This window comes from Aestuariimicrobium kwangyangense DSM 21549 (genome assembly GCF_000421525.1).
Lineage (GTDB): Bacteria > Actinomycetota > Actinomycetes > Propionibacteriales > Propionibacteriaceae > Aestuariimicrobium > Aestuariimicrobium kwangyangense.
The window spans coordinates 156,244-181,262 of record NZ_ATXE01000002.1; the positions used below are offsets into that span (position 1 = coordinate 156,244).

The 25,019-nt window shown below is 67.8% G+C and carries 23 protein-coding genes and 4 tRNA genes; 21 read left to right on the forward strand and 6 right to left on the reverse strand.

The genetic code is table 11. The features are described 5' to 3' along the window. Positions 1 to 21 precede the first annotated feature (21 nt). A complete protein-coding gene (locus H507_RS0107255; RefSeq protein WP_022910061.1) occupies positions 22 to 507 on the forward strand; it encodes a hypothetical protein in 486 nt (161 codons plus the stop codon). An 81-nt stretch (positions 508 to 588) separates the two neighbouring features. After that, the gene (gene dxs, locus H507_RS15385) at positions 589 to 2,502 is read left to right on the forward strand and encodes a 1-deoxy-D-xylulose-5-phosphate synthase (RefSeq protein WP_022910062.1); all 1,914 of its coding nucleotides are present in this window, start codon (positions 589 to 591) and stop codon (positions 2,500 to 2,502) included. A gap of 12 nt (positions 2,503 to 2,514) precedes the next feature. On the opposite strand, the gene H507_RS0107265 is transcribed toward dxs, so the two are convergent. Beyond that, entirely contained in the window at positions 2,515 to 3,891 is a 1,377-nt protein-coding gene (locus tag H507_RS0107265; protein WP_022910063.1) for an HRDC domain-containing protein, read from the reverse strand. A 26-nt stretch (positions 3,892 to 3,917) separates the two neighbouring features. Continuing rightward, on the reverse strand, positions 3,918 to 4,514 hold the full coding sequence (locus H507_RS0107270; protein WP_051139747.1) for a DUF3000 domain-containing protein: 597 nt from the start codon (positions 4,512 to 4,514) through the stop codon (positions 3,918 to 3,920). Positions 4,515 to 4,697: 183 nt separating this feature from the next. On the opposite strand from H507_RS0107270, the gene hemE reads away from it, so the two are divergent. Continuing rightward, positions 4,698 to 5,768 (forward strand): uroporphyrinogen decarboxylase, encoded by a 1,071-nt coding sequence (gene hemE / locus H507_RS15390; protein ID WP_040438128.1) that lies wholly within the window; start codon positions 4,698 to 4,700, stop codon positions 5,766 to 5,768. Further along, complete coding sequence (hemQ, locus tag H507_RS0107280) at positions 5,765 to 6,466, forward strand: hydrogen peroxide-dependent heme synthase (RefSeq protein WP_022910066.1); 702 nt, start codon at positions 5,765 to 5,767, stop codon at positions 6,464 to 6,466. The genes hemE and hemQ overlap by 4 nt, the downstream gene beginning before the upstream one ends. Before the next feature lie 43 nt (positions 6,467 to 6,509). Here hemQ and msrB read toward each other — a convergent pair whose 3' ends face one another. Beyond that, complete coding sequence (gene msrB / locus H507_RS0107285) at positions 6,510 to 6,929, reverse strand: peptide-methionine (R)-S-oxide reductase MsrB (protein WP_022910067.1); 420 nt, start codon at positions 6,927 to 6,929, stop codon at positions 6,510 to 6,512. Between the two features lie 17 nt (positions 6,930 to 6,946). Here msrB and H507_RS0107290 point away from each other — a divergent pair, with 17 nt between their 5' ends. Beyond that, complete coding sequence (locus tag H507_RS0107290) at positions 6,947 to 7,828, forward strand: PPK2 family polyphosphate kinase (RefSeq protein ID WP_022910068.1); 882 nt, start codon at positions 6,947 to 6,949, stop codon at positions 7,826 to 7,828. A gap of 16 nt (positions 7,829 to 7,844) precedes the next feature. On the opposite strand, the gene H507_RS15395 is transcribed toward H507_RS0107290, so the two are convergent. From H507_RS15395 to H507_RS0107310, 3 genes are all read right to left on the reverse strand, one after another. Next, on the reverse strand, positions 7,845 to 8,660 hold the full coding sequence (locus H507_RS15395; RefSeq protein ID WP_022910069.1) for a sirohydrochlorin chelatase: 816 nt from the start codon (positions 8,658 to 8,660) through the stop codon (positions 7,845 to 7,847). A gap of 169 nt (positions 8,661 to 8,829) precedes the next feature. Then, entirely contained in the window at positions 8,830 to 9,816 is a 987-nt protein-coding gene (locus tag H507_RS15400) for a YihY/virulence factor BrkB family protein (protein WP_022910070.1), read from the reverse strand. A gap of 342 nt (positions 9,817 to 10,158) precedes the next feature. Next, positions 10,159 to 10,230 (reverse strand) — tRNA-Val (locus tag H507_RS0107310). A 159-nt stretch (positions 10,231 to 10,389) separates the two neighbouring features. Here H507_RS0107310 and H507_RS0107315 point away from each other — a divergent pair. From H507_RS0107315 to H507_RS15430, 16 genes are all read left to right on the forward strand, one after another. Continuing rightward, positions 10,390 to 10,462, forward strand: a tRNA-Gly gene (locus tag H507_RS0107315). Positions 10,463 to 10,506: 44 nt separating this feature from the next. Further along, positions 10,507 to 10,577: transfer RNA gene (locus H507_RS0107320), tRNA-Cys, on the forward strand. 1 nt (position 10,578) lies between these two features. Beyond that, a tRNA-Val gene (locus H507_RS0107325) sits at positions 10,579 to 10,650 on the forward strand. 139 nt (positions 10,651 to 10,789) lie between these two features. Next, positions 10,790 to 11,965, forward strand: a complete 1,176-nt coding sequence (locus tag H507_RS0107330; RefSeq protein ID WP_022910071.1) for an NAD(P)/FAD-dependent oxidoreductase — start codon at positions 10,790 to 10,792, stop codon at positions 11,963 to 11,965. 122 nt (positions 11,966 to 12,087) lie between these two features. Further along, complete coding sequence (locus tag H507_RS0107335; RefSeq protein ID WP_026377923.1) at positions 12,088 to 13,284, forward strand: ROK family transcriptional regulator; 1,197 nt, start codon at positions 12,088 to 12,090, stop codon at positions 13,282 to 13,284. Between the two features lie 121 nt (positions 13,285 to 13,405). Beyond that, positions 13,406 to 15,298 (forward strand): ABC transporter substrate-binding protein, encoded by a 1,893-nt coding sequence (locus H507_RS0107340; protein WP_169512694.1) that lies wholly within the window; start codon positions 13,406 to 13,408, stop codon positions 15,296 to 15,298. Between the two features lie 111 nt (positions 15,299 to 15,409). Continuing rightward, the gene (locus tag H507_RS15405; protein WP_022910074.1) at positions 15,410 to 16,480 is read left to right on the forward strand and encodes an ABC transporter permease; all 1,071 of its coding nucleotides are present in this window, start codon (positions 15,410 to 15,412) and stop codon (positions 16,478 to 16,480) included. After that, positions 16,477 to 17,328 (forward strand): ABC transporter permease, encoded by an 852-nt coding sequence (locus H507_RS0107350; protein WP_022910075.1) that lies wholly within the window; start codon positions 16,477 to 16,479, stop codon positions 17,326 to 17,328. The genes H507_RS15405 and H507_RS0107350 overlap by 4 nt, the downstream gene beginning before the upstream one ends. Further along, the gene (locus H507_RS15410) at positions 17,325 to 18,383 is read left to right on the forward strand and encodes an ABC transporter ATP-binding protein (RefSeq protein ID WP_022910076.1); all 1,059 of its coding nucleotides are present in this window, start codon (positions 17,325 to 17,327) and stop codon (positions 18,381 to 18,383) included. Before H507_RS0107350 ends, H507_RS15410 begins: the two co-directional genes overlap by 4 nt. Continuing rightward, positions 18,380 to 19,504, forward strand: a complete 1,125-nt coding sequence (locus tag H507_RS15415) for an ABC transporter ATP-binding protein (RefSeq protein WP_022910077.1) — start codon at positions 18,380 to 18,382, stop codon at positions 19,502 to 19,504. The genes H507_RS15410 and H507_RS15415 overlap by 4 nt, the downstream gene beginning before the upstream one ends. After that, on the forward strand, positions 19,443 to 19,625 hold the full coding sequence (locus H507_RS17825) for a hypothetical protein (protein WP_157438920.1): 183 nt from the start codon (positions 19,443 to 19,445) through the stop codon (positions 19,623 to 19,625). The genes H507_RS15415 and H507_RS17825 overlap by 62 nt, the downstream gene beginning before the upstream one ends. Positions 19,626 to 19,730: 105 nt before the next feature. Further along, complete coding sequence (gene thrS, locus H507_RS0107370) at positions 19,731 to 21,749, forward strand: threonine--tRNA ligase (RefSeq protein ID WP_026377925.1); 2,019 nt, start codon at positions 19,731 to 19,733, stop codon at positions 21,747 to 21,749. Positions 21,750 to 21,758: 9 nt separating this feature from the next. Further along, positions 21,759 to 22,328 carry an HIT family protein gene (locus H507_RS0107375; RefSeq protein WP_040438134.1) on the forward strand — a complete coding sequence of 190 codons (570 nt, stop codon included), beginning with the start codon at positions 21,759 to 21,761 and terminating at the stop codon, positions 22,326 to 22,328. Then, positions 22,328 to 22,954, forward strand: coding sequence for a phosphatidylinositol phosphate synthase (gene pgsA, locus H507_RS15420; protein WP_040438135.1), 627 nt, complete (start codon positions 22,328 to 22,330; stop codon positions 22,952 to 22,954). The genes H507_RS0107375 and pgsA overlap by 1 nt, the downstream gene beginning before the upstream one ends. Then, the gene (locus H507_RS17275) at positions 22,951 to 23,892 is read left to right on the forward strand and encodes an LpxL/LpxP family acyltransferase (protein WP_022910082.1); all 942 of its coding nucleotides are present in this window, start codon (positions 22,951 to 22,953) and stop codon (positions 23,890 to 23,892) included. Before pgsA ends, H507_RS17275 begins: the two co-directional genes overlap by 4 nt. Beyond that, positions 23,892 to 25,019, forward strand: a complete 1,128-nt coding sequence (locus tag H507_RS15430) for a glycosyltransferase family 4 protein (protein WP_022910083.1) — start codon at positions 23,892 to 23,894, stop codon at positions 25,017 to 25,019. The genes H507_RS17275 and H507_RS15430 overlap by 1 nt, the downstream gene beginning before the upstream one ends.

The following is a 25,019-nucleotide window of genomic DNA, read 5'->3' on the forward strand; positions in this document are numbered from 1 at the left end:
GCGGGAGTGAGGGGACGAGCCATGAGCACCACCGTGTTTCGCCATGACTGGGCCAAGGTCGAGCAGGGTCCCGACTGGGAACCCCGGCGGGAGCCGCGTGCCCGATCGGGGGAGCGTCGCAAGCCGATCCGTGACGAGGACCGCATGTTCGTGCCGCCGGGCTGGCCCGAATCGGTGCTGCCTGCCTGCGAGCCCGACTGGGAGCAGTCGGCTGCTGCCTTCCTGCTGGACTGCTGCCCCCACGAGTACCGTGGCTACCCGTTGTTGCGACGCCAACCCGTGGTGCTGGCGCGGCTGGCCGCTCAGTACGTCGAGTCGCAGGTACGAGCGACCCGAGAGGGGCTGATGCAGGCGCGGGCCGGGCTGCAGGAGTACGTCGACACGCCGGTGCTCGACGGCACCGTGGAACTGCTGCAGACCGAGGAGGCGCGACTGGTGCGCCTGCGTCGAGCGGTGATGCTGGTCGAGGAGACGCTGCGCGGCAAGATCTTCGTGAGCCGTCTGTGAGGTCACCGTCACCTGCCTGGGGTGGAGACCTTCCCGTGCTGAATGCGTGAACCTTCAATCGCTGGACCTAGACTGGTCGACATGTCACTGCTCGAGCGCATCAGTGGCCCCGACGACCTCCGAGGCTTGTCACGGGGCCAGATCGAGACGTTGGCAGCCGAGATCAGGGGAGCCCTGATCTCGAACGTCAGCCGCACGGGCGGACACCTGGGCCCCAACCTGGGAGTCGTCGAACTGACCCTCGCGATCCACCGGGTCTTCCACTCCCCGGACGACCCGATCATCTTCGACACCGGGCACCAGAGCTACGTGCACAAGATGTTGACCGGACGACTCGACCAGTTCCCGGGACTGCGGCAGCGCGGGGGACTGGCGGGTTACCCCCAGCGGGCCGAGTCACCCCACGACTGGGTCGAGAACTCCCACGCCTCAACCTCCATCTCGTGGGGTGAGGGGTTGGCCAAGGGCTTCCGGGTCACGCACCAGGATCGCACTGTCGTGGTCGTGATCGGTGACGGTGCCCTCACCGGTGGAATGGCGTGGGAGGCACTCAACAACGTCGCCGCGGAGCCCGACCTGAGGCTGGTCGTCGTGGTCAATGACAACGGCCGCTCCTACACCCCCACCGTCGGGGGGCTGGCCCAACACCTGTCGGGACTGCGCACCCACAAGCGCTACGAACAGACCCTGGGGTTCGTCAAGCGGGGGGTCAACAACACCCCACTGGTGGGGCGTCCCGCCTACGACTTGTTGCACGGGGTCAAGACCGGCATCAAGGACGTGCTGGCGCCCCAGGGCATGTTCTCCGATCTGGGGATCAAGTACATCGGCCCCATCGACGGTCACGACGAGGCGGCAACAGAACGCGCCCTCGAACAAGCCAAGGGCTTCGGTGGTCCGGTCATCGTCCACTGCATCACCCGCAAGGGTGCCGGGTTCCACGCTGCCGAGAACCACGAGGAAGACCGCTTCCACGCCGTTGGCAAGATCGACGAGATCACGGGCGAGTCCCTCTCCGAGGGTGGCCGCGCCACGTGGACCGACATCTTCGCCGACGAGATGGTGCGGATCGGTGACGCCCACCCCGAGGTGGTCGCCCTCACCGCCGCCATGCTGCACCCGGTCGGGTTGGCCCGGTTCGCCGCAGCCTTCCCCGATCGCACGTTCGACGTCGGCATCGCCGAGCAGCACGCCGTCGCCTCCGCGGCAGGGCTTGCCTCGGCCGGCCTCCATCCGGTCGTGGCGTTGTACGCCACCTTCCTCAACAGGGCCTTCGACCAGACCCTGCTCGACGTGGGCATGCACCGCCAAGGCGTCACCTTCGTGCTCGATCGGGCGGGCATCACCGGTCCGGACGGGCCCAGTCACCACGGCATGTGGGACATGTCGCTGCTCGGTCTGGTCCCCGGGCTGCAACTGGCGGCGCCACGGGACGCCGATCGGCTGAAGGCCGCCTTGGAGCGAGCCATCAGTGTGACCGACGCTCCCACCGTCGTGCGCTACTCGAAGGAGAAGCTCCCCGACCCGATCCCGGCCCTCGCCCACCGCCAAGGCTGCGACGTCGTCCACCTCTCCGGTGACCAGCAGGTGCTCGTCGTGGCCCACGGCCAGTTCGTCGGTCTCGGGGTCGAGGTTGCCAGGCGCCTCGAGGAACAGGGCATCGGTGTCATCGTCGTCGATCCGCTGTGGTCACTGCCCGTCGCCGAGGGCCTGGTCGAACTGGCCGGCCAGCACCGTCTGGTCGTCTCCATCGAGGACAACCTGGTCAACGGGGGAGTGGGCTCACGACTCGCCCAACTGCTTCGCGGCCGTGAATCGTCCACCGTCGTCATGGACCTGGGCATTCCCCTGGAGTACCTGCACCATGCCTCACGCGAACAAGTGCTCGAACACTGCGGCCTGACGCCCCAGACGATTGCGCGGCAGGTCACCGAACGGTGGCTGCGGATGCAGCCCGAGGAGCAGTCCGAGGACGTCAACGCGTCCCGAGGCTGACCGTCCGCCAGGTCAGCCCGGGGGCAGCGAGTCCTCCGGGCGAGGAGTGAGACCCTCGAGCAAGGTCGCCACCAGGTGGCTCCGTTGCCAGGGGCGCACCGACAGGGTGGCCAGAGCCTCGTCCACACTCTGTTCGGTCAACGGGCTCGGCGGGCGGTGGGTGATTCGCTTGAGCGCCTCCGGTTGGATCAACTGCTCGGGTGGCATCCCCAGCACCTCGGCAACCTGCTGCGTGGCGGGTCGAACCCGGTTCCACCGTGCCCATGCCTCGGGGTCGCGCTGTTCCCAACTCTTCGGGTTGGGCGGACCCACGGGCGGCACCTTGAGGGGAGGCAGTTCCCGGCTCGGGAGCTGGGAGACCCGCTCGATCGCTGCCAGCCAGTTGTTCTCGAAACGGCGGGCGTTGCGTCGCCTGAACCCCTCGATCGTGCGCAGGTCTGCCCGGGTGGGCAGCACCGGATCGGGCCTGGTCGCAGGATTGGACGCGCTCTGCCGGCCAGAGGTCATCGACGCGGCCAGTTCCGTGATGGCCTTGTCGGGCAGCACCTTGGACGGGGCGAGGTCGTAGCGTTCGGCGAGCAGGTCTCGTTCGTCCCACAATTCGCGGACGAGCGCGAGTCCCAAGCGGCTGCGAACGTGCTGCAACCCGTTCGTCCGCCGCCAGCGGTCGCCCTTGTCGGCGACGGGCTCCAAGGCCTTGACGATGCCGAAGGCGAACTCCTGGTGGGCCCACTCCAGCTTGCCCGCCTCGCGCAGTTGCTGTTCCATCCGCTCCCGCAACTCGACCAGCAGTTCCACGTCGAGGGCCGCGTAGGCCAACCACTCCGTGGGAATCGGCCGTTGTGACCAGTTGGCGGCCGAATGTTCCTTGAGCAACTGCACCCCGAACTCGGCCTCGACCAGGGCCCCCAGGCCCACGCGGGGCAGCCCCAGCAGGCGACCGGCGAGTTCGGTGTCGAAGACCCTCGTGGGCACCAGTCCCGCCATGGCCAGGGACGGCAGGTCCTGACTGGCGGCGTGGATGACCCATTCGGCGTCGGCCATGGCGGCCTGCAACTGCGCAAGCTGGGGGGTCCCGGCGGCGTCCTCGAACGCGACCGGGTCGATCAGGTGGGTTCCCGAACCTGAACGACGCAGCTGCAGCAGGTAGGCCTTCGACGAGTAACGAAAGCTCTGGGCCCGTTCGGCGTCGACGGCAATCGGACCCTCGCCGGCCGTCAGCGCGCGAATGGTGTCGGCCAAGGCGTCAGGGGTGTCGACCACGAGTGGGATGCCGTCGGCCGGCTCCCGCAGCACGGGCAGGCTCGGCGAGGCGGGGCTGTCGGGCGTCCCCGGGGTGTCGGGGGATGCGCCGTCCGTGGGGGGTTCTGCGGGGGGTTCTGGGGTCACGGTCAATGATTCCTCGGGTTCTCGTTTCACAGCGGCCGCAGACCACTGCGCGGGGCGAGTTGCACGACCCCGTCCGGCAGCGAGGGCAGCCCCGCCGTGGTGCAGAGCAGGTCCTGCCATGCCCTCAGGTGCGGCACCAGATCGGCGGGATCGGCGAACACGGGGGTCCACGACGCCCGGATCTCGACCTCGCTGCGAGCCGGGTCGTCGGCCATCTCACCGAAGCTGCGGCTCGCGACCGAGGTGACCGTGCCGGAGGCGGCCGTGAAGTCGGCGTGACGCTGGGTCAGCGAGTCGGTGAGCCAGGACCAACCGACCTCGGGCAGGAGGGGGTCGGCGACCATCTGCTCGTCGACGTCGGCGCGCGCGAACGACACCAGCCGGAAGGTGCCGGCCCATGCCTCGTTGCCGGCTGGGTCATGGAGCAGCACGAGGCGCCCGTTGCCGATCTCGTCCCCGTCGCCCATCACCACCGCCTGGACGGCCGCCGCGCGAGGCGCGATCCGGTTCGGGGCGGGAATCTCGGTCACCTGCACCTCGGGCCGCCAGCGGAACTCGGCAAGCTGGCGCTCGACCAGAGCGAAGCTGTCCGCAGCAGCCCGGATGGGAGGAATCGCGCTCACCCCCACACGGTACGGCGTGCCAGCCGTCGGGGGGCTGCTGCCACGCCGACCCCGGGCGGCCAGCGGCTCCCCGGCCGCCCCTGCGGGTCTGGAGGGGTGTGGTTGGATTGTTGGGTGACCGTCCCCAAGCCCTTGGCCCACCACACCCCCGTCGCCCCCTCCCACGGGTTCCTCCCTTCGGGGGTGGCTGAGCCCGCCTTGCTGGCGGCGGCACACCAGAGGCAGGCGGACCGTCTGCCGGTCTGGTTCATGCGGCAGGCGGGTCGATCGTTGCCGGAATACCGCGAGACGAGGGCAGGCACCCGCATGCTCGACAGCTGCTTCGACCCAGACATGGTGACCGAGATCACCCTGCAGCCGGTTCGACGCCACCGGGTCGACGGCGCAGTCTTCTTCTCCGACATCATGGTCCCGCTCAAGGCGGCAGGCGTGGACCTCGACATCGTTGCCGGCACCGGCCCGGTGGTGGCGCACCCCGTGCGCACGGCCGCCGATCTCGACCGGCTGCCCGAGCTCGACCCGGCGGCGCTCGAGCCGATCACCAGGGCCGCCCGACAGACGGTGGCCGAACTGGACGAGTCGGTGCCCCTGATCGGTTTCGCCGGAGCCCCCTTCACCCTGGCCAGCTACCTCGTCGAAGGGGGCCCGTCCAAGGACCATGCCGTGGCGAAGGCGTTCATGGTGGGGGAGCCCGAGCTGTGGGAGCGCTTGTGCGCGTGGCTGACAGGGATCTCGTCAGCCTTCCTGGCGGCGCAGATCGCCGGTGGGGCCAGGATCGTCCAACTCTTCGACTCGTGGGCCGGTTCGCTGGACGAACAGGACTACCGCGCCCGCGTGCTGCCCCACAGCGCGGCCGTGCTCGCCTCTCTGCCCGAGGGCCTGCCCCGCATCCACTTCGGTGTCGGCACCGCCGAACTGTTGCCGGCGATGACCGAGGCGATGGGCGTCCCCGCTGCCGACGAGGTGCCAAGCCGGGTGATCGGGGTGGACTGGCGTACCCCACTCGATGTGGCATCCGACCGGGTCGGGGGCGGCACGGCGGTGCAGGGTAACCTCGACCCAGCCCTGCTGCTGGCCCCGTGGGACGTGCTCGCCGAACGGGTGCGCGCCGTGATCAGTGCCGGGGCCAAGGCCCCCGGCCACATCTTCAACCTGGGACACGGTGTGCCCCCCACCACAGATCCTGATGTGCTCACCCGGATCGTGGAGCTGGTGCACACCGAGGGCCCCCGAATCAGGAAGGACCTGTCGTGAACGACACGACCACCACCCCCGTCGACCATGAGGCCATCAACGCCGGCCTGCACTACACCCAGTACGCAGTCTTCCGCAGGACCGGTTCAGTGGGCGCCGACGACGTGGCCGCCACGCTGCGGGCCATCGAGGAGGCCAATGCAGGTCGCGGACTGGTGATCCGTGGGTTCTACGACCTGGCCGGTTTCCGTGCCGACGCCGACCTGTTGGTGTGGTGGAGTGCACCCGACTCGACCGAGGTGCTCCAGGACGCCTACCTGGCCCTTCGTCGCGGAGCGCTCGGTTCGGTGCTCGACCCGGTCTGGTCGCAGGTGGGCCTGCATCGTCCCGCAGAGTTCAACAAGTCACACATCCCCGCCTTCCTGATGGGCGACGATCCGCGAGCCTACGTGTGCGTGTACCCGTTCGTGCGTTCCTACGAGTGGTACCTGTTGCCCGACGCGGAGCGCGGCGAGATGCTGCGCGAACACGGCATGCTGGCCAAGGACTTCGCCGACGTGCGCGCCAACACCGTGTCAGCCTTCGCCCTCGGTGACTACGAGTGGCTGCTGGCCTTCGAGGCCGACCAGCTCTTCCGGATCGTCGACCTGATGCGCAACCTTCGTGCCGCCAAGGCGCGCCGTCACACCCGCGAGGAGGTGCCCTTCTTCACCGGGCGCCGTCGCGACCTGGCCCAGATCGTGGCCAGCTGGTCCTGACCCGGAGCGGGTCGCCACCTCGGCGGCCCACCCCGGCCTGCCCTCAGGATCGGGGGGTCAGCTTCAGGCTGACGGAGTTGATGCAGTACCGCTGGTCGGTCGGGGTGTCGTATCCCTCACCCTCGAAGACGTGGCCCAGGTGGGAGTCGCAGGCTGCGCAGCGCACCTCGATGCGGGGCCGCCCCGGCAGGGAGTCGTCGGTCAGGTAGCGGATCGCGTCGTTGTCGGACGGGGCGTAGAAGCTCGGCCACCCACAGTGGGACTCGAACTTCTCGGTCGAGGTGAACAGCTCCGCACCGCACGCCCGGCAGCTGTAGACGCCCGTCGTGGTGGTGTCGGTGTACTCCCCGGTGAACGGACGCTCGGTGCCGCTCTCCCGCAGCACGTGGTACTCCAGATCACTGAGCTGGGCACGCCATTCGTCCGAGGTCTTCGTCACGCGGGGGGTGGTGGGGTTGGTCATCCTCCTATGATGCCCGGATGGCCACGAAGAATGCAGAACCGATCAACGCAGAGCTGAATCTCACCGACCTGCTCCGGGTGCCCGCTGGAGCGCTCAACCTCGACGACGTCGATCCCCGAGGTCGACTGGGCTACCCAGGGCGTGGCAAGCGGGACTCGGCGGCACACATGGCCATCATCGATCCGGAGTTGTCGGACCTGCAGGAGCGGCTCTACGCAGCATCCCGGGTGGACGAGGCCCCTCCCCGCAGCCTGCTGCTGGTGCTGCAGGGCCTCGACACGTCCGGCAAGGGTGGGGTGATCCGGAAGGCGATCGGCATGGTCGACCCCCAGGGCGTGCAACTGAAGGCGTTCAAGGCACCCACCGACGAGGAGAAGTCGCACCCGTTCCTGTGGCGCATCAAGAAGGCGCTGCCGACCAGCGGCATGATCGGCATCTTCGATCGCTCCCACTACGAGGACGTGCTGGTGACCCGTGTGAACGGCTGGATCGACAAGGCCACGTGGGAGGCCCGTTACGACGAGATCAACTCATTCGAGGCCGACCTGGCCGCGTCGGGCACGACCGTGCTGAAGTGCTGGCTCCACGTGTCGTGGGACGAGCAGTACGAGCGGCTGGCGGAGCGGCTCGAGAATCCCGACAAGCACTGGAAGTACAACCCCGGTGACCTCGACACCCGACGACACTTCGCCGAGTTCCAGACAGCCGCCAGCGAGGCCATCTCGCGGACGAACACCGACGTGGCCCCCTGGTACGTCGTGCCAGCCGACCGCAAGTGGTACCGCAACTGGGCCGTGGCCCAGCTCCTGCTCGAACACCTGCGGGCGTTCAACCTCGGGTGGCCCGTGGGTGAGTTCAGCGCAGCCGAGCAACTGGAGGAGTTGGCCAAGCTGCGCTGACGCCGCGCTCGGGTGATCAGCTGTGCGCGAGCAGTTCGATCAGGGCGTCCTCGGTGTGCAGTTCGACGTCGGTGAGCGGCGCATCAGAATCCGGTTCCAGCAGGTCCATCGCCGCGTAGGCGTAGCGGGCCATGACCAGGTCGAGCACGCGTTCGTCGGCACCCAGGGGTCCACTGACGGCGACTGCACCGCTGTGCAGGGCCAGTTCGGCCTGGGCCGTCCAGCGGGGGCCCTCGGCGAGGAACAGGGAACCGACGGCGATGTGGCGTCGTCCCTGGCCCCGCAGGGTGGCGATGGCCTGGGCCACGTTGGGGCCGGAGCCGTCGGCGACCGCGACGACGCAGGGGAGCTTGTGGTGAGTGGCCCACTGACGGGCCCGGCGGGACACCAGTCCGTGTCCGCGCACGTCGCCACCGGCAGGGAGGGAGAGCACCAGGGCGTCGAGTTCCACGGTCCGGGTGGCTCGCAGTGCGGTACGCAGCCGGTCGTCGAGGATGTTCAGCAGCTCGGCAGCGGGGCCGATCGGACGAGCCATCGCGATCCGGAGCAGGGGATAGGTCGCCGTGAGGTCCCCGAGCTCACCTGCCAGATCCGGGTGGGCGTCGATGGCACTGGTGACGTCGAGGGGGACCACCACGATCTCGTCGGCACCCTGCTGGGACAGGCGCTCGACCGCAGCCCGCAGCTGGTACCCAGAACCGTCCACCATGGCGGTCTGCACCGAAACCGTCGGACGGAGCTTCATCATGCGCGTGGCGAGAGTGTGCACCACCTGACGAACGTGCGCGTCGTCGCCGCCGACAGCGGCGAGCACCAGGGCCGGAGCAGTCATGGATCTGCCTTTCCGAATTGAATGGAAGGGTGGCGCCGTTGCCGTGATGCGTACTCTTCTCGCCATGTGGACAATCCGCAAGGGCAAATCCCACATTTCGGGACGGACGTCCATCAGACCGGCGATGTGAACGCGGCTGTCGTCCGAGTGGGGGGCCGCGCTGAACCTCTCACGACAGGGTGGAGCCGCCCTCGGCCACGCCCTCACGGATCAGTTCGGCCTGGATGACGCTGATCCCGGAGAACTCGGGCCACACGGACTCCAGGGCTGCGTTGAAGGCCGCCCCGATCAGCACCGCGAGCGAGGTCAGGTAGAGCCACAGCAGCAGCGCGATCGGCGCGCTCAGGGGGCCATACAACGACGATCCCCCCAGGGACTCGTCGAGCACACGACGCATGACCCACGAGCCTGCCAACCACAGGGCCAGAGTGAGCAGGGCGCCGGGTAGATCGGCCCGCCACTTGCGACGAAGCGGCACCGCTCGCCAGTACAACGTGGTGAGCAACAACGTCGACCCGATCAGCACGGTGGGCCAGTAGGCGCCGGCGACCCAGGCGACCTGGGTCGGCAGCAGTCGCGCCACCAGGCTCGGCCCGGCGAGGACGAGTGGGAGCATCACGGCTGTCAGCAGGAGCACGACCAGGTAGATGCCCAGGCTGAGGGCTCGGGCGTGGATGATGCTTCGCTTGCCCGCGTGTCCGTACATGATCGAGACGGTGTCGATGAAGACGCTCATGGCCCGGGACCCCGACCACAGGGCGAGCAGGAAGCCGATGGAGATGACGTCGACACGCCCCGACCCGAGCACCTCGTTCAGGGTGGGCACCAGCACCTGGTCGATGGCCGAGGTGGTCAGCAGGGGGCTGGCGACGTCGACGATGCGTGTCTTGAACTCCTCGACCGACTGGACGCTGAAGCGCTGGGCGACGAAGCCGACCGACCCTGCCAGGCCGAACAAGAGCGGGGGCAGTGACAACACGGCGAAGAAGGCCGATTCGGCGGCCAGACCCATGACCCGGTAGCGCATGGCGGCCTGGATGGTGCGCCACGGAACCCTCGCGGCAAGGGCGAGACGGGCCAGCGCAGGGTGGCGGCTGACGTCGAGCAGGCGCTCACGCCAAGGCTGGGGCATGACGACAACGGATCCGGTGAGCATGCACGGAGGAGCTTTCGAGCGGGGAAGTGCCAGGGGGAAGGACTGACCCCACGATGGTGCCACGGGTCTGCCCGCAGGAACGGGCGACGCTCCGCCGGGTCGCACCCGACGCCAATGCAGGGGGGCGCCGATGCGTGGCAAGGAGCGCTCTGTAGCGTTGCCGACGTTGGTCACCCTTCACGCTGCGCCCTCCATCCCCCCATTCAGGAGGTGCGCGCCAAGGGAAGGGTGGCCGCCCTTCCTCCCGAGCTGGACGACCGGTGGAGACCACGCGCTCGGGGACTGATCGCACGCGAACGGCCCCTGACCGCGTTTCCGCGAGTCAGGGGCCGTCCAGACGGGTGGGCGATACTGGGTTCGAACCAGTGACCTCTTCGGTGTGAACGAAGCGCGCTACCACTGCGCCAATCGCCCGTGCGAGAAGCAACCGTAGCAGCAGCCGCGCCCGGTTTGCACATCGCCGCCCGGACACGCTCGGTCGTCGTCCGGTTTGTGCATCCGCTGAAGAGTCCGCTATGGTTTTCAACGCCCCAAGAACGGGATCCCGCAAGGGAAGATCCGGGCCGGGGGCATGCGGACGTGGCTCAGTTGGTAGAGCATCACCTTGCCAAGGTGAGGGTCGCGAGTTCGAATCTCGTCGTCCGCTCGGAGGGGTCTCAGCCCAGTCGAGGCTTGAGGTCACTTCTCCCTGGTGGAGTGGCCGAGAGGCGAGGCAACGGACTGCAAATCCGTGTACACGGGTTCAAATCCCGTCTCCACCTCGGGCGGTTGGCGCAGTGGTAGCGCGCTTCCCTGACACGGAAGAGGTCACTGGTTCAAACCCAGTATCGCCCACCGAACGAACAGGCTCCTGACGAGCGGAAACGCTGGTCAGGAGCCTTTCGCGTCCCTGCCGCGTGATCACCTCACACGACTCCTGCCCCCGTCATGCCTGCTCAACTAGGGTGGTCACACTCGTCGAGGAGGGATTGCGATGTCCGTGGTGATCATCGGTGCAGGACTGGCCGGAGCCAGTGTGGCGACAGAACTGCGTGAGCGAGGCGACACCCGCCCGATCACCCTGATCGGCGCTGAGCCCCACCTGCCCTATGAGCGGCCACCGCTGTCGAAGGACCTGCTGCTCGGCAAGCAGGATGCAGAGGCCAAGGCCTTCGTGCACGACGACACGTGGTACTCCGAGCACGACGTCGAACTGCTGACCGACACGACGGTGCACGAGGTCGACCTGGACGCTGCCGAGGTCGTGCTCCCCGATGGCCGCAGGCTGGCGTTCGACCAGCTCGTGCTCGCCACCGGGTCGAGCCCCCGTCCCCTGCCCATGGCAGACGACTCCGGTGCGCCCGTTGCCTACCTTCGAACCCTGGACGACGCCCACGCCCTGCTGGCGCACCTGCCCGAGCGGGTGGCGATCATCGGCGGCGGCTGGATCGGGCTCGAGGTGGCAGCAGCCGTGCAACAGGCGGGCGGTCAGGCGATCGTCCTCGTCCGCGACGCCCTGCCCCTGCAGGCAGTGCTCGGCAACGACATGGCACAGGTCTTTGCCGACCTGCACCGCGAGCACGGCGTCGACCTGCGCACGGGGGTGAACGTGACCTCGATCTCGTCCTACGGCCAGGGGGCTGTGCTGACCCTGGACGACAAGTCCCAGGTCGAGGCCGACCTCGTACTGGTGGGCATCGGTGCCGAGCCGAACGTCGACCTGGCCCGGGGCGCCGGTCTGAAGGTCGACGACGGTGTGCTCGTCGACGCGCACCTGCGCACCAGCGACCCCAAGGTCTTCGCCATCGGCGACATCGCCAACCACGACCACCCCCGGCTCGGACGACTGCGGGTGGAGCACTGGGACACGGCGCTGCAGCAGGGCAAGTACGTCGCGAGGCAGCTCACCGGCGACGACTCCCCCTACGAGCGGCAGCCCTACTTCTTCACCGACCAGTACGACCTCGGCATGGAGTACGTCGGCAGGTCGAAGCCGGACGACCAGACCGTGGTCACCGGAGATCGTGCGGCCCGCACGATGCGGGTGCTGTGGGTGCGGGACGGCACGGTGGTGGCTGGCATGCACCTCAACGACTGGGATGCGACCTCGCCACTCAAGCAGGCCATCGGGCGTCGTGTCGACGACGTCGAATGGCTCGACGCCGACTGACGCTGGTCGATCGCGACGCGCCTGAGACCAACCCGATCAGGTGGGGAGGTTGGTCATTTGGTTCAATGACCTCCATGCAACGTGGGTCAAACGTGCCGCGGCTGGGGGATTTCAATCAACGGGTGGTGCTCGACTGCATCCGGCGTACCACCGTGGGCATCAGTCGGGTCGAGATCGCCGGGCTCACGGGCCTGTCGGAGCAGACCGTCTCGAACCTCACCCGACGGCTGCTCGACGAAGGACTCGTCGTGGAACTGGGCCGGGAGGTCAACGGTCCGGGCAAGCCCCGAACCATGCTGGGGCTCAACTCCGAGGGCATGTTCTCGATCGGCATCCACCTCGACCCCGTCAGTGTCGCCGTCCTGATGGTGAACCTCGCCGGCGAGGTGGTCGAGCGCACGACAGTGGTGCTGGAGGACGACGCCGACCCGGCCTGCGTGCTCGACGGGATCGTCACCGCGGTCGAGCGGGTGACGGCCGGGCACCCGGCTGCCCTGGGCAGGATGATGGGCGTCGGGGTGGGGGTGCCGGGTCCGATCGACGTCGCCCGCGGGGTGATGATCAATCCTCCGCTGCTGCAGACCTGGCGCGACGTGCCCATCGCCACCCTGTTGCGGTCGCGACTGGGACTGCCGGTCTGTGTCGAGAAGGACCTGATCGCGGCGGCGGCCGGCGAGGCGTGGCTGCGGCAGGGTTCCACCGCTCCCGACTTCCTCTACGTCTACCTGGGCGCCGGGCTGGGTTTCGGGCTGGTGCATGACGGGGCCGTGCAGCACGGGGTGTCGCACAACTTCGGCGAGGTCAACATGTTCATCGTCCAGACCTCGCAGCCGACCCTGTCGTGCTGTGTGGTGCCGGGCTCGTTCGCGCACCGCATCTCACCCCGCCACCTGATCCATGCGGCGGCCGAGGTGGGTGCCCTCGATCCGGCAGAGGTGGAGTCGGCCAAGAACAGCCCGACCGGCCGTGACGCGCTGGTTGCGGTGCTGGCCCAGCAGGCCCGCGACGGTGACGCCGCCAGCGCCCGCGTGCTGGATGCGCTGGCCGACGACCTGGCAGCTGGACTGGCCCCGTTGACCGACCTGCTCGACGTGAACGAGGTGGTGATCGGTGGCCACTCCTGGGCCAGGTACGCCGATCTCGTCCAGTCGCCGATGGCACGTCGGCTGGGGGAGAGGGCGGTGCTGCGGACGGCTCGACCCGTGCACGTGCAGAGTTCGCGGGCCATGCACGAGGCGATCGCCATCGGGGCCGCAACGATGGTGTTGGACGAACGGGTCAGCCCGGACGCCCGGGGCCTGTCAGGACGACGACCGTGATCCTTGGCCACCAGTTGTGTAACGAAACGGTGTATTTCGTCCAAGTTCGGGACTAACTGCTCCGGCGCTGGAATAGTCATGGCACATGGCGCAACTGGGCGCTGAGGATCAAGGAGGATCCATGAGCAGAGGTACCCCGGGCTGGCGGGGCGGGCGTCTGCCCGCCGCAATGGCCTTGGTCGTGGCCGTGCTGATGTCACTGATGGCCGCCTGCACGGCGGGAACAGCAGGTCAGGGCAGCACCGGCAACACGCAACCGAACAACAGTTCAGGTGGCAAGACCGCCGCCGGTTCGAACCGATACATCAAGCTGTCGCCCTGCTGCAGTTGGAACACCACGTGGTCGTTCAACCCCTACAACGTCAACGGGCTCGGCATCCAGAACGACTTCGTCTCGATGCGTCTGGCGATCCTGAAGGCGCCGGGTCTGACCGACTTCGTTCCGCAGCTCGCCGAGAGCTGGGACGAGAGCGGTGACAAGCTCGTCGTCCACCTGCAGAAGCAGGCCAAGTGGGAGGACGGCACCCCCGTCACCGCCAAGGACCTGGTCGACACCGTCTACCTCGACGCCACCCGCGGCGACGGCTTCTGGCGCACGATCCAGTCGGCCACCGCCAAGGACGACTCGACCGTCGAGTTCACCCTCGCCAAGGGCCAGGACATGTCGCTGGCCAAGCTGGCCATCCTGCCCAACATCGTCGTGTACCCCTCCAGCGTGTACGGCTCCTTCGTCACCGACGAACTGAAGAAGGACGCCGAGGCGTACTTCGCCAAGGCCGCGACCGACCCCGAGGGCGCCACCTCGATGGCGGAGTTCAAGCGCATGGGCGCCGTCTTCCAGAAGCTCGCGGCCCTCAAGGTCGACAAGCTGATCGGCAACGGCCCGTTCAAGCTCGACAACATCACCACCAAGGAGGCGAAGCTCTCGAAGTCGCCCACCTTCTGGGCCGCCGACAAGATCAAGGTGGCCGGCATCGACTACCTCAACGGGTCGAACCAGACCATCTACCCGCAGCTGTTCAGCGACGGTGCGGACTTCTCGAACGTCTACCTGCCCCCGCCCATCCTGAAGCGTTGGGGTGACACCGAGGGCGCCAAGACGGCCCTGCCGCTGGCCTTCGGGTTCGTGATGGCGTTCAACTCGAACAAGGCCCCCTTGAACATCAAGGAGGTCCGTCAGGCCCTCGCCTACGTCATCCCCCGGCAGAAGCTGGCCGAGGCTGCGTACGGCAACGTCGAGGGAGCAGGTGGCGCCTGGAAGGAGATCCCGACCGGTCTGTCGCCGACGCTCGACAAGTTGTACCTGACCCCCGAGCAGCTCAAGCAGCTGAACCCCTACCCCGTGGACGCCAAGAAGGCCAGCGACCTGCTGACCAGCAAGGGCTTCAAGAAGCAGGGCAACCAGTGGATCAAGCCTGACGGCAAGCCGTTCACGCTGACCCTGACCGTGAACGCCGACACCTCCGACATCGTGACCTCGTTCAACGCGGCTGCGACTGCCCTGACGGCGTTCGGCATCAAGTCCGAGGTGAAGGCCACCTCCGGTGCCCAGCAGGACGCTGACCAGCACAACGGTGACTTCGAGATCGGGATGGCCTTCGTGGGTGGCAACAACCCGATCAGCAACTACGCCTCGCTGCTCGGCCCCGGTTACAACTTCACCAACCAGGGCAACTACGCAGGCAAGCGCGGTATCGGGTTCGGCCCGAAGATGGACGTCCCCGGTCTCGGTACCGTCGACATCCCCTCGACCATTGCCAACCAGGAGCGCACGGTCCCCCCGAACGACGAGATGAAGAAGGCCACCTGGGCCTGGGCGCAGCTCGTCAACGAAGACATGCCGTACCTGTGGTACGCCACCAAGGTGTACCAGTTCTCGTACTCGACCAAGCACTTCGACAACTGGCCGCCTGCCGACCAGAACGGTTCGAGCGAGCTCTGGGACATCATCTCCAACAACATGACCGGCGGTCTCTCGCTGGCCATGCAGCAGGGCTACATCGTCCCGAAGTGATCGATCACTGAAGGACGCCAACCCGTCCCACCCTCCGCAGGCCTTCCGATGCCCGGCACCGGAAGGCCTGTGGAGGGCTGGGGCACAGCCCACACCCAGGAGTGCACCTGAATGGTCAAGTACATCCTCCAGCGGCTCGTCTTGTCGCTGGTCATCATCTACATCGTCGTCACGCTGTCGTTCTTCATGGTCCGGTTGATGCCGGGCAACCCGATGGCAGCCCTCGAGTCGCAACTGCGCATGCAGGGTGGCCTCACCGAGATCGAGATCCAGAACCGCATCAATGCCATCTACGGCCTGCAGCCGAACTCGCCCGTCGGGCAGCAGTACCTGCAGTACCTGGGCAATGTGCTGCGCGGTGACCTCGGTCGTCCCCTCACCAATCCCGGCACCACCGTGGTCGCCGTCATCGCCGAGGCCCTGCCCTGGACGCTGATGATCGTCGGTGTCTCGCTGCTGCTCAGCTTCATCATCGGCTGCGCGGTCGGGCAGGCCATGGCCGCCCACCAGAGCAGCGTCGGTGCCCGCATCATGACGCTGACCGTCAGTTTCCTCAGCGCGGTGCCCAGCTACCTGGTGGCCATCCTGTTGCTCTACGTGCTGACCGGCATCTACCGGGTCTTCCCGACCGGTGGCGCCTACTCCGTCGACGTGGCGCCTGGCCCCAACCTCGACTACGTGCTCAGCGTGCTGCACCACGCCGCCCTGCCCATCGTCGCCTACGTGGTCACCTCGTTCGGTGGGTGGGCCCTGGGCATGAAGGGCAGCGCCGTGTCGGTGCTCGGCGCCGAGTACGTGCGCGCCGCGGAGTCGCGCGGTCTGTCGGACCGGGTCATCACCCGCTCCTACATCGGCCGCAACTCGATGTTGCCGATGATCACGCAGCTGGCCCTCTCGATCGGGTTCATGTTCGGTGGGTCGGTGTTCATCGAGACCTACTTCCAGTACCCCGGCGTGGGCTACTACATGATCCAATCGGTCAACCAGCGCGACTACTCCCTGATGATGGGAGCGTTCCTGCTGATCACCGTCACGGTGGTGGTGACCAACTTCCTGGTCGACCTGCTGTACCCCCTGATCGACCCCCGTATCGCTCGTCCTGGTGCTCGCAAGCGTCGTGACGACACCGTCGACACCGACCCGTCGACCGACGTCATCCCGGCAGGAGGGACCATCGCATGAGTTGGTTCAAGGACCTGTGGCGCATCCTGCGCCACGACATCGCCGCCCTGATCGGCGGTGTGATCGTGCTCATCTACGTGCTGGTGGCCATCTTCGGGCCCACGTTCGTGCACCTCGACCAGGAGCAGGACCCCACCAAGGCCTACCTGCCACCCTCGCCCCAGCACTGGCTCGGCACCGACGCCCTCGGTCAGGGAGTGTTCGAGCAGATCATCATCGGCACCCGACCCATCATGATCGTCGGGGTGCTGGCGGCCGTCGTCACCGTCGCGATCGGGGTCATCGTCGGCCTCTGGTCGGGCTACGTGGGTGGCATCACCGACCAAGCCATCATGCGCGTCACCGACGTGTTCCTGACGATTCCCGGCCTCCCGCTGATCATCGTGTTGTCGGCGGTCATCCGCACCACGAACCCGTTCGTGCTGGCGTGCGTGCTCTCGATCACCGCGTGGGCCGGACTTGCTCGTGCCATCCGGTCGCAGGCGCTGAGCCTCAGGTCGTCCGACTTCGTCGAGGCCGCGACCCTGCAGGGGGTGTCGCTGAACAACATGATCGGACGACAACTGCTGCCCAACGTCGGGCCCTATGTCGCGATCCACTTCCTGATGGCCATCACGGGCGCCATCTATGCCCAGGTCGGTCTGTTCATGCTGGGCATCGCCCCCATCAGCGGCACCAACTGGGGCATCATGATCAACCTGGCCATGGCCCAGGGCGCCCTGTACACCACCGACAGTGTCTTCTACCTGCTCTCACCGATGGCTGCCATCGTCATCCTGCAGGTCGCGTTCGTGTTCTTCAGCCGTGCGCTCGACACCGTCTTCAACCCGAGGTTGCGTGTCCAATGACGATCACCACCCCCCGTGTCGCGCCCACCGCATCGCGGTCGGCATCGCTGCTCAAGGTCGATGACCTGACGGTGCAGTTCGGACGAGGCCCAGGCCAGGTCAAGGCGGTCGAGGAGGTGAGCCTCACCCTCGAACGCGGTGAACTGTGTGCCCTGGTCGGTGAGTCGGGCTGCGGCAAGTCGACCCTCGCCTATGCGCTGATGGGCATCGTCCCCCCACCCGGCAAGGTGGTGGGCGGCACCATCGAGTTCCAGGGCAACCCGATCACCTCGATGTCGAAGAACCAGTTGAACAAGCTGCGTGGTGCCGAGATGTCGATGGTCTTCCAGGGGGCGATGAACGCGTTCAACCCCGTGTTGACGATCGGCACCCAGGTCGACCACATCCTCGAGGCGCATCCGGACGTGCACCCCACCAAACAGGCCGGCCGGCAGTACTTCGCCGAGCTGTTGTCGCTGGTGCAGTTGTCTCCCGAACGCATCGTGAAGTCGTTCGAGAGCCAGCTCTCGGGCGGCATGAAGCAGCGCGTGGCCATCGCGGTGGCGCTGTTGCTCAAGCCGGCCCTGCTGATCCTGGACGAACCGACCACCGCGCTCGACGTGCTCAACCAGCGGATGGTGATCGAGATCCTCAAGGACCTGCACCGCGAGCTCGACCTGACCATCATCTTCGTCACCCATGACCTGGCCGTGGTGGCCGAACTGGCGACCAAGGTTGCGGTCATGTACGCAGGCCGCCTCGTCGAGGTCGGCGACGTCGATGCCATCTTCGCCGGGGAGTTCCGACACCCCTACGTCAAGGCACTGATCAGCGCCATCCCCAGTGTGCTCGAGGCCGGTCTGACCGTGAAGCCCATCGGTGGGCAGGTGCCGAACCTGGCGCAACTCCCGCCCGGGTGCCGGTTCGCCCCCCGCTGCGGTTTGGCCGAGCCCCACTGCACCGAGGTGGAACCGGCCCTCACCGTGCGGGGTGACCACGGCGTGGCCTGCCACGTCATCGCCCGCGAGACCGGCCCCGACACCACGACCTTCCCCAGCAGCAAGGAGGATGCATGAGTACCCTCAGCGTTCGCGACGTCACCCACTCCTACCCGACCAGCCCGCGGCGGGTGCTGACCGACGTGAACCTCGAGATCCCCGAAGGCGAGATGGTGGCCATCGTGGGGGAGTCCGGGTGTGGCAAGACCACCCTGGGTCGGCTCATCTCGGGCCTCCACCAGCCCAGCGAGGGGACGATCGAGTTCAACGGCAAGGACATCAACTCGCTGAGGGGCGGTGAACGCAAGCAGTGGCGCCGAAGGGTGCAGATGGTGCACCAGGATCCCTACGGCTCCCTCAACCCGGGCCTCACCCTCGCGGGCACGCTCGCTCCGGGGCTGCTGGTGCACAAGGTCGCCACCCATCGCACGGTCGAGAGGACGATGATCGACCTGCTGCAGCAGGTGGGCCTCGATGCCACGCCGGCATTCCTGAACCGATACCCGCACCAACTCTCCGGGGGTCAGCGCCAGCGCGTCTCGATCGCCCGTGCCATCGGGCTGGAGCCTGACCTGATCGTCGCCGACGAGGTGACCAGCATGCTCGACGTGTCGATGCGCGTGGCCATCCTCGATCTGCTGATCAAGTTCCGGCAGGAACGAGGTCTCGGCTACGCGTTCATCAGCCACGACTTCGGGGTGGTGCGCTACTTCGCCCGCGGTGGTCGGATCGCCGTGATGTTCTTCGGCAGGATCGTCGAGGAAGGGCCCGTCGACGAGGTGATCATCTCGCCGGCCCACCCCTACACGCGGATGCTGCTGGAATCGATCCCGATCCCCGACCCGGTGCTGGCCCGGGAACGGCACCTCGACCAGGCCGAGCGCTTGATCGGTACCCCCGCTCAGAAGGGTTGTGTGTTCGCCAACCGTTGCCCGATGGTGCAGCCCGAGTGCCGGACGGCGATGCCACCGCTGGCACCGACCCCTGGTGCGTCCGGGGATCGGCCCCGGCGCAGTGCCTGCCTGTTCCCCGAGCGCGTGGAACCGCTCACCCACGTGCAGAAGGAACGAGTCCTCAAGGAGCACCATGTCGCAACTGTCGGTGGCGGCCAGAGGGATGATCGGCCTGGGAATCGGGATGTTGATCCTGGCCTTGGTGGTTCGTCCGGCGATCAGGAGCCAAGCGAGCAGGTGGGCTGACACCGGTTCCATCATCATCTCGCTGCTGATGGTGGTGGCCGGAGTGGTGGTGGCCCGGATCGAGGCCACCAAGCATGCCGATGACGACGACTGGGACATCAAGGACGATCCGCTGTCCTGATCGAACGAACACCGAATCTGGTTTCCGGCCAGCTGGGCGGATCGGGCAGAATGAGTCCCGGTCCGCCCAGCAGGGCGTGAACCCCACCCAGCGAAAGGCACCGTGGTGTCCATCTCGTTCAGCGTCCACCGTCACGGCCAGTCCAGCCAGGAGACGCGCGAGACCACCACGACCGGGTTCGACCTGTTCGGAGACGACCGTGGTGTGGTCGCCATGAGGGTCAACTCCGAGGTGCTCGACCTGCAGCGGGAACTCCACGACGGTGACGTCGTCGAGCCCGTCGCGATCGACTCGGCCGAGGGTCTGGCCATCCTGCGTCACTCCTCGGCCCACGTGGCCGCGCAAGCGCTGCAGTCGCTGCGTGCGGACGCGAAGCTGGGCATCGGCCCGCCCATCACGGACGGGTTCTACTACGACTTCCAGACCGAGCCGGTCACGCCCGACGACCTCAAAGAGGTGCAGAAGGCCATGGTGCGCATCATCAAGGAGCGGCAGCGTTTCGTCCGCCGGGTGGTCACCGATGAGCAGGCACGCGCCGAGCTCGCCGACGAGCCCTTCAAGCTGGAGCTGATCGGGCTCAAGGGCAACTCCTCCGACGACGACGGGTCGTCGGTGGAGGTCGGCGCCGGCGAGCTCACCATCTACGACAACGTGCGTCGCAACGGCGAGGTGGCGTGGAAGGACCTGTGTCGCGGCCCCCACGTGCCCCACACCGGCTATCTGCAGGCGGTGGCCCTGACCAGGTCGTCGGCCGCCTACTGGCGGGGCGACCAGGCGAACGCCTCCCTGCAGCGGGTGTACGGCACCGCGTGGGCCACCAAGGAGGACCTGCAGGCTCACCAGCACCGACTCGAGGAGGCCGCCAAGCGCGACCACCGCAAGCTGGGGGCCGAACTCGACCTGTTCAGCTTCCCCGAGGAACTCGGCCCGGGGCTGCCGGTCTTCCACCCCAACGGCGGTGTCATCAAGCGCGAGATGGAGGACTACGTGCGCCAGGCCCACCTGGACCACGGATTCCTCTATGTCGGTACCCCGCACCTGTCGAAGGAGGGTCTGTTCCACACCTCCGGGCACCTGCCCTACTACGGCGACAGCATGTTCCCCGCCCTGGACGACGACGGCCAGCCGTACCGCCTCAAGGCGATGAACTGTCCCATGCACAACCTCATCTACCAGTCGCGACAGCGTTCCTACCGTGAACTGCCGCTCAGGTTCTTCGAGTTCGGCACCGTCTATCGCAACGAGAAGTCGGGCGTCGTGCACGGACTCACCCGCGTGCGGGCCCTCACCCAGGACGACTCGCACAGCTACTGCACCCCCGAGCAGGCACCCGACGAGGTGCGCCACCTGCTGGGCTTCGTGTTGGAACTGCTGCAGGACTTCGGGCTGAACGAGTTCTACCTGGAGCTGTCGACCCGCGACGAGGACGGCAAGAAGAAGGACAAGTTCATCGGCACCGACCAGCAGTGGGCCGATGCCACCGCCCTGTTGCAGCAGATCGCCGACGAGTTCGGCGCCCAGCACGGCATCGCCGTGGTCCCCGACCCGGGGGGCGCTGCGTTCTACGGTCCCAAGATCTCCGTCCAGGCCAAGGACGCCATCGGCCGCACCTGGCAGATGTCGACCGTGCAGTACGACTTCTCGCAGCCGCAGGGCTTCGGGCTGACCTACACCGCACCCGACGGCTCGCACCAGCAGCCGGTGATGATCCACTCGGCCAAGTTCGGTTCCATCGAGCGGTTCATCGGTGTGTTGGTCGAGCACTACGCGGGTGCCTTCCCGGCCTGGCTGTCGCCCGTGCAGGTGGCAGGCATCCCGGTGGCCGGCGAGTTCGATGACTACCTGTACGAGGTCGCCGACCGGCTCAAGCGGGCGGGGGTGCGTGTCGAGGTCGACGACTCCGACGACCGCTTCCCCAAGAAGATCCGCAACGCACAGAAGCAGAAGTCGCCCTTCATGGTCATCGCCGGCGGCGAGGACCGGGACGCGGGTGCCGTGAGCTTCCGTTACCGCGACGGCTCCCAACGCAACGGCATCCCGGTGGACCAGGCAGTGGCCGAGATCGCGGACTGGGTCGCGAGCAGGCGCAACGATTCGCCGACCGCGGCCAGCTTCGACGCCTGAGGGGTGACGGTGACCGACCACCTCGATCCACCCGATGCCCACGACCCGGGGACAACCGACGAGTTCGCCGGGGTACCCGACTCCTTCCAACGGTTGTGGACGCCCTATCGGATGGCCTACATCCAGGGGGAGAACAAGCCGGCCGACTCGTCGGTGGGTGAGTGCCCCTTCTGTCGCATCCCCGACGGAACCGACGAGGACGGGCTGGTCGTGCGGCGCGGGGAACGGTGCTTCGTGGTGCTCAACCTCTATCCCTACAACTCCGGACACCTGCTCGTCTGCCCCTACCGGCACGTCAGCGACCTGACGGAGCTGACCACCAGTGAGGCAGCGGAGCTGACCCTGCTCAGCCAGCGGGCGATGACCACACTGCGTGCGGTGAGCCACCCCGCAGGGTTCAACCTCGGTCTCAACCAGGGAGTGGTCGCCGGCGCCGGGATCGCGGCCCACCTGCACCAGCACGTCGTCCCCCGCTGGCAGGGCGACTCGAACTTCCTGCCCATCATCGGACGAACCCGGGCCCTGCCCCAACTGCTGGGCGAGGCTCGCCAGCTGCTGGCCGACGGGTGGGTCGCCTGATGCTGGAGAGGTTCCGCCGCTACTGGTCGATGGCCATGACCCCACCGGCTCGCCTGTTCATCCGGTGGGGCGTCAGCCCCGATGTGATCACCTGGGTCGGCACCCTCGCGACGGTGGCGCTGGCCATCACGTGCTTCAGTCAGGGGTGGCTCTGGCAGGGAGCGCTGGCCCTCGGCGTGTTCATGCTCTCCGACGGGGTGGACGGACAGATGGCGCGGATGACGGGGCGCACCTCGACGTGGGGAGCGTTCCTCGACTCGTCCCTCGATCGGATCGGCGACGGCGCCGTCTTCGGCGGCATCATGCTCTACTACGCGGGCCCGGGCGACTCGCTGCTGTGGGCCGGAGTGGCCCTCGGGGCGCTGGTGATGGGCCAGGTGACCAGTTACGTGAAGGCGCGAGGCGAGTCGCTGTCGTTCCGGGTCGCGGGCGGGCTGGCTGCCCGAGCCGACCGCATCCTGGCGCTGCTGCTGGGTGCCCTGCTCGCGGGTCTCGGCCTGCACTGGGCCCTTCCCCTCGCCTGCACCTGGTTGTTCGTGGCCGGGGCGATCACCGTGGGGCAGCGCATGGCCCAGGTGCACCGTCAGGCGCGCGAGTTCGACAGCGCACGCTCGACGACCCCATGAAGCCCCCTCCGCCGGGCTCTCCCGTCCCTGAGTCCCCAGGTCGTACCGCGACCATCGGCGGCGCCGAGCTGCGCTCGCGGGCGGTCGCGGCCGGCCTGCGTGCGGCGGGTGGGGTCCCGTGGCCCGTGTGGCGGCCGGTCGCCGAACTGACCGGCACTGCCCTGGCCCTGCACCCCAACCGCGGCCTCAGGCAGTGGCAGGCCAACGTCACGGCGCTGACCGGTCGACCGGTGGGCCGGTCCCTTCGTCGTCGGGCGCTGGTCAGTTGGGCCCACAACAATGCGCTCTCGATGCGTCTGGGGCACTTCACCCGCGAGCAGGTGATCAGTCGGATCGTGATGGACCCCGAGCAGGAGGAGCGGTTGCGCACGGTCTCCGCCACCCGCGGGGCCGTGGTGGCACTTCCGCACATGGGTTCCTGGGATCTCGCCGGCGCCTGGGCCTGCGCCGTCGGCATGCCCGTGTCGACCGTCGCCGAGCAACTGGGGCGAAGCGAGTTCGAACTGTTCCTGCGGGAGCGGCGCCGGCTGGGATTCACCGTGCACGGGCACCGCGATCCGCTGGTCGGGCAGAAACTCATCGCCGACGCCCGGGCCAAGAAGCTCGTCTGCCTGCTGGTCGACCGCAACCTGTCCCGGGGCGGGGTGCCGGTGGAGTGGCCGGCACCTCGTCCGGTGCGCTCCTTGATGCCGATCGGACCGGCACACGTGGCCCTGGAGTCGGGGTCGATGTTGCTGGCCCTCTCGTCGACCTTCGAGGGCGGCAGGCTGAGGCTGCAATTGTCGGACCCGATCGAAGCCGAACCGGGGGCACGAAGTAGGGTCAGCCGTTACCAGTCGATGATGCAGCAGGTCTGTGTGTTCTTCCACGAGCGGATCACTGAACGCCCTGAGGACTGGCACATGCTGCAACCGATGTTCGCTGAAGGGGAGTCGTGATGAGGGTCGCGATGGTGTGCCCGTACTCCTTCGACGAGCCCGGGGGGGTGCAGAACCACGTGCTCGGGTTGTCGGCGTGGCTGGGGGCTGCCGGCCATGAGGTCTCCATCCTCGGTCCCGGACGACCCGACCCGGCCCTGCTGGTGCGTCACGGGCTGTCGTCGGAGCAGTTCACGGGTCTGGGACGAGCGGTACCCGTCCGCTACAACGGCTCCGTGGCCCGGGTCACCTTCGGTCCACTGACCCACCACCGCGTGCACGACTGGCTGGCCGAGGTCTCGCCCGACGTGCTGCACGTGCACGAGCCGATCACCCCGTCCGCCTCACTGCTGGCCCTGTGGCGGGCCCGGGTGCCGGTGGTCGCCACCTTCCACACCGCCACCCCAGGATCCAGGACCATGCGCCTCGCCGGGCGCACCCTCACCCGCACCATCAGCCGCATCTCCGCAGGCATCGCCGTCTCGACCATCGCCCGCGAGGTCGTCCACAGCCACATCGGCATCGAGCCGGTGGTGATCGGCAACGGCATCACCCTCGCCGACCATCCGGTTCGGCTGCCGTGGCAGGGCTGGCGGGGAGGGGAGCAGGCGCGGATCGCGTTCATCGGTCGCTACGACGAGCCACGCAAGGGGTTCGACGTCTTCTGCCGGGCCGTGGAACTCGTCCGCCGACGCCACCCGCTGGTCGACGTCGTCGTGGCCGGCGGGGGCACCCGTCGCAGCGTGCCCGGGGTGCGCTTCCTGGGGCGGGTGAACGACGCCGACCGTGACCTGCTGCTCTCGACCTCTGACGTCTACGTCGCACCCCACCTGGGTCGGGAGTCGTTCGGCATCGTGCTGCTCGAGGCGATGGCCTCGGGCACCCCTGTCGTCGCCAGCGCGTTGCCCGCGTTCCGTGAGGTGCTCGACGACGGGGACGGCCCCATCGGCCGGATCGTCGACGTCGGCGACCACCTGGCCCTGGCGGGCGCGATCTGCGCCACTCTCGCCGAGGAGGAGCACGACCCGCGGCGGGGCAGGGCCCGCGCCGAACAGTTCGACTGGAGCAACATCGCACCACGCATCGAAGAGGTCTACACCTCGGTCCTGCCCGGTGCGGTCGCTGACCCGGGTCTCCAGATCGCCTAG

What these genes read in the sequence shown, in the direction of transcription:
- H507_RS17825 (WP_157438920.1), top strand. Translation starts at nt 19,443, where the DNA reads ATGTTGATCCTGGCCTTGGTGGTTCGTCCGGCGATCAGGAGCCAAGCG.
- H507_RS0107255 (WP_022910061.1), top strand. Translation starts at nt 22, where the DNA reads ATGAGCACCACCGTGTTTCGCCATGACTGGGCCAAGGTCGAGCAGGGT.
- dxs (WP_022910062.1), top strand. Translation starts at nt 589, where the DNA reads ATGTCACTGCTCGAGCGCATCAGTGGCCCCGACGACCTCCGAGGCTTG.
- H507_RS15400 (WP_022910070.1), bottom strand. Translation starts at nt 9,816, where the DNA reads ATGCTCACCGGATCCGTTGTCGTCATGCCCCAGCCTTGGCGTGAGCGC.
- msrB (WP_022910067.1), bottom strand. Translation starts at nt 6,929, where the DNA reads ATGACCAACCCCACCACCCCCCGCGTGACGAAGACCTCGGACGAATGG.
- H507_RS15395 (WP_022910069.1), bottom strand. Translation starts at nt 8,660, where the DNA reads ATGACTGCTCCGGCCCTGGTGCTCGCCGCTGTCGGCGGCGACGACGCG.
- H507_RS0107290 (WP_022910068.1), top strand. Translation starts at nt 6,947, where the DNA reads ATGGCCACGAAGAATGCAGAACCGATCAACGCAGAGCTGAATCTCACC.
- H507_RS17275 (WP_022910082.1), top strand. Translation starts at nt 22,951, where the DNA reads ATGAAGCCCCCTCCGCCGGGCTCTCCCGTCCCTGAGTCCCCAGGTCGT.
- H507_RS0107330 (WP_022910071.1), top strand. Translation starts at nt 10,790, where the DNA reads ATGTCCGTGGTGATCATCGGTGCAGGACTGGCCGGAGCCAGTGTGGCG.
- H507_RS0107340 (WP_169512694.1), top strand. Translation starts at nt 13,406, where the DNA reads ATGAGCAGAGGTACCCCGGGCTGGCGGGGCGGGCGTCTGCCCGCCGCA.
- pgsA (WP_040438135.1), top strand. Translation starts at nt 22,328, where the DNA reads ATGCTGGAGAGGTTCCGCCGCTACTGGTCGATGGCCATGACCCCACCG.
- H507_RS15415 (WP_022910077.1), top strand. Translation starts at nt 18,380, where the DNA reads ATGAGTACCCTCAGCGTTCGCGACGTCACCCACTCCTACCCGACCAGC.
- H507_RS15410 (WP_022910076.1), top strand. Translation starts at nt 17,325, where the DNA reads ATGACGATCACCACCCCCCGTGTCGCGCCCACCGCATCGCGGTCGGCA.
- H507_RS15430 (WP_022910083.1), top strand. Translation starts at nt 23,892, where the DNA reads ATGAGGGTCGCGATGGTGTGCCCGTACTCCTTCGACGAGCCCGGGGGG.
- H507_RS0107350 (WP_022910075.1), top strand. Translation starts at nt 16,477, where the DNA reads ATGAGTTGGTTCAAGGACCTGTGGCGCATCCTGCGCCACGACATCGCC.
- H507_RS15405 (WP_022910074.1), top strand. Translation starts at nt 15,410, where the DNA reads ATGGTCAAGTACATCCTCCAGCGGCTCGTCTTGTCGCTGGTCATCATC.